This window comes from Streptococcus sp. GMD1S, from assembly GCF_000296875.1.
GTDB lineage: Bacteria > Bacillota > Bacilli > Lactobacillales > Streptococcaceae > Streptococcus.
The window spans coordinates 1-3,340 of the sequence record NZ_AJQY01000078.1 but is presented as its reverse complement, the minus strand read 5'-3'; the positions used below and the strand labels follow the sequence as shown (position 1 = coordinate 3,340).

Genomic DNA, 3,340 nt, shown 5'->3' with positions numbered 1-3,340 from the left:
TTTAACTCTTTTAACGAATTTACTTGAGCAACCACACCTTTTAACTGATACTGCTCTATGAGATTTAGTAAGTTGTCAATCTCTTCAATGACTTTAGTTTCCATATCATCCCCTCTTAGAAAAAGTACTACATAGTATCCAAACAATCCAGTATATCTTGGTAAGAATGAACTTCATAAGTCGGCTGGGCTTGCGTCTTGTTTTTCAGATGATGGGGATTGTACCAGATAGTATCAATACCAGCATTATTGCCACCTTGAATGTCGGCGGTTAGAGAATCTCCAATCATAAGGGCCTTTTCTTTATAAAATCCAGTAATCTGTTGACCAATTTTTTCATAGAATAGTGCATCAGGTTTTTGCGTTTGCAACTGCTCGGAGATAAAGACTTGGTTGAAATAGGGAGCCAGACCTGATTGAGCCAAACGACCTGTCTGAATAGCAGTAATGCCATTTGTCGCAGCGTACAGCTCATAATCACGCTCAATGAGACAGTCCAAAAGTTCATGAGCTCCCGAAAGGATTTGTCCTTGCTGGGCTAGAAAAAACTGGTAACGCTGAGCAAGTAACCTACCGTCTTTCTCCAGTCCAAAATGAGCAAACAAACGTAAAAAGCGCGTGTTAACCAGTTCTTGTTTACTGATTTTCTTTTGTTCCAAGTCCTTCCAGAGAGCCTTGTTCATAGGAACATAATAGTCTTTATAGGCTTGAATGTCTGCAACTCCTTCTTCTTTTAAAAGTTGCGTCAGTGCCACATCCTCAGCAGCATCAAAATCAAGCAAGGTGTGATCGAGATCGAAAAGTAGAAATTTGTAGGACATTGAGTTTCCTTTCTGAAAATTCATTAAGAACATTATAGCATAAATGAACCTTTGATTTATTGAGTTTCAAATACTTTTTACACTCACATTTTGACCGTGCTCAAGTGCAAATCTAAAACTAGTCAGCAAAACTTCTATTAAATCTTTTCCGGAACTCGTTATGAAATAATGTGATAAATTTGTTATATGCTCTGCGATATTATTTCCCCAAGGAGGAGTGAGTGACAAATCTTCAAAATCCCATATAACATCCTGAGGGAGAAATTTTTTCAACTCCTCTTGGATAGATACCAACTCAGCTATTCCTCTTTCAACAGATTCAAAAGGAACATCTCCCCAGTAAAGCTTATTCATTATTACTGGGTATCTACTTCCCCACTCATTATTCTCTAAGCGAACATAAATAGTCGAAAAGAATGAATTAAAAAGACTCCCTTCTCCTATAGTCCACCAATTATAACCAACCATTAACCCTACAGACATAGATATTCTCCTACTCATTTTTAATATTATTTAACGTCAACTAAAGTTTTATATTGATAGTATCTAAAACATACATTCATTCCCCCTACCCCAACTCCTTGGCTATTCTGCTTTTTTCAAGTTTTCCCTTGGTAATTCGTTTCCATAAAACAAGAGGGTTCAAACTATAAGATAGGCGTAGGAGGAAATAATTAACCCATTCGATAAGGGCAAAAAGCTGTATCAACGTGGCTAAGATAGTCACTAGGACACTCTGTGCATTCCAGACAATAAAAGGAAAGCCTGAAATAAGTAAAACGAGGTCTAGTATTCTGAGCACACCATATAGTTTAGGGACATTTTCACTTCCGAACTGAGGTTTCGAGAGTCTTCTAATCAAAATCGCCCAATAGATTGAACCTTGAAGCAAAATAAATGTCAGTAAAGACAACGGATGAAGAATAGAGATCAAACCATTCCAATCACCAAGCCTATTTTTCAAAAGGAAAAAACAAAACCAAATAGATAGGACGGCTGTGAACTCTCCCAAACAGAGGGACATCAACTCTTTTCTAACTTTCTCTTTTTGTATGTTCATCATCTCACCCATCTATCTATCATCCTATATCAGAAAAAAGCCATTCGATCCATTTTCTAGTCAACATTTCTCAGAATCAAGTCATTCTAAGTATCGAACAGTATAATCACTTTAATATAAATTCAATTCTAAGTTTAGAATTGCATTTGTATATATTTTTTAGATCTATTCTAAGTCTATGACAGCTTTAAATTTTAATTTTTGAAGGATTCTAAAGCTAGAAGAGCTCAAAAATCACGAGAACTAAGCTATTCGAAGCTTAGAAGAAGATTTTCCAACCTTCATAAACTCTTCAATTAACGTTTCTTACAATTTTTCTGATGAGCTTTGAGTTTTTTCAGAGCCCAGTCATAGTGACTGGAGGTGCTACTGACAAAGTAGGAACCTAGACTTGTCCCACCCGTCCATTTATAGGTACCTTTTGTGAACAATTCGTCATTGCTGAAGCCTTCCATTAACTCTAAAACCTTTTTATGCGATTGATTGAGGAGTTTGGTCGCTTCTTCTACGGACGTTTTCTGATGCTTCTTCCAAATAGCGACATTCATTTCCCCATAAGTTTTCCAATTATAAGGTTCAGGGAGAAAAGTTCTTTCTTGACCTTTTTGATTAGAATGTACCCAAGTTAAAAGTAATTGCTGCCATTCATATAGATGGATCAAAACATCCCGTAGATTTTTATCTCTATTCCAGTGAGCTTCTTTTTTCTTTTTGTCTTTTGAAAAATCAAAAGGAATCCGTAGCTCCTCTTCACTTAATTTAGATATAAGGTGATTGAGCTTTTCATAGTTTTCCTTAGAGGCTAACACTAGCTCCTCTTTCGTTTTTGGTCTAGGCATGGGAGTTCTCCCTTCATCTTCAACTAGAATAAGCTATTTTCTTACTTCATTATACCATAATCAAAAAGCAGTTCTTCATTTTACGAAAAGCTGCTTTTACTAACTATTTTTTTATGCTTATAGTCACTACTTTACATATAAATCTCTAAAACGACCATCCACTTCAGCTATCTGATAGAGCAAGTGGGCTAATTCTTGGTAATCTTCTTTTAAACACGAAAGGTGAGCTTGACCAAATAAAGAAGCCAATTCCTCTTTTAATCTTGCCCCTTCGGGATCATGGTCTTTTAAGAATTTACTGAGATAGAGATTTCGAACAGCAGCAAGTTTAAAGCTGAAATACTGATGCAATTGCTTTTGCTCCGTATTTAAGCCGTTTTCAGCAACTGCTTTTGCATAACATTCCAAGACATTACTTTGTCCATCCAGATATCTGGATCTCATAATCCTCGCCGTTTCTTGATAGATTTGAGTTTGACTAGGACTCTTGACCTTCTTAAAATTTCCCCACATGGAGTATGCTCCACGCTTATAGTCAATAGCTTCTGCCTTCCAAGCTTCTAAAATGTCATTAAAAGCAACCTTCATACAGGCAAAACCAGCTGGATCATGCAAATAGAG

Annotated in this window: 4 protein-coding genes and 1 pseudogene; all 5 read right to left on the bottom strand. The window is 36.4% G+C overall.

All coding sequences use genetic code 11. The annotated features are described in order from the left end of the window. Nucleotides 1–127: 127 nt before the first annotated feature. Complete coding sequence (locus tag GMD1S_RS06940; protein WP_000120618.1) at nucleotides 128–820, bottom strand: YjjG family noncanonical pyrimidine nucleotidase; 693 nt, start codon at nucleotides 818–820, stop codon at nucleotides 128–130. Nucleotides 821–886: 66 nt separating this feature from the next. After that, complete coding sequence (locus tag GMD1S_RS06935) at nucleotides 887–1,303, bottom strand: immunity 70 family protein (RefSeq protein ID WP_000110626.1); 417 nt, start codon at nucleotides 1,301–1,303, stop codon at nucleotides 887–889. Nucleotides 1,304–1,388: 85 nt separating this feature from the next. Next, nucleotides 1,389–1,892, bottom strand: a complete 504-nt coding sequence (locus GMD1S_RS06930) for a hypothetical protein (protein ID WP_000504319.1) — start codon at nucleotides 1,890–1,892, stop codon at nucleotides 1,389–1,391. Between the two features lie 284 nt (nucleotides 1,893–2,176). Continuing rightward, on the bottom strand, nucleotides 2,177–2,719 hold the full coding sequence (locus GMD1S_RS06925) for a ClbS/DfsB family four-helix bundle protein (RefSeq protein WP_001137896.1): 543 nt from the start codon (nucleotides 2,717–2,719) through the stop codon (nucleotides 2,177–2,179). A 126-nt stretch (nucleotides 2,720–2,845) separates the two neighbouring features. After that, a pseudogene (locus tag GMD1S_RS12280) lies at nucleotides 2,846–3,340 on the bottom strand (peptidase); the annotation flags it as partial.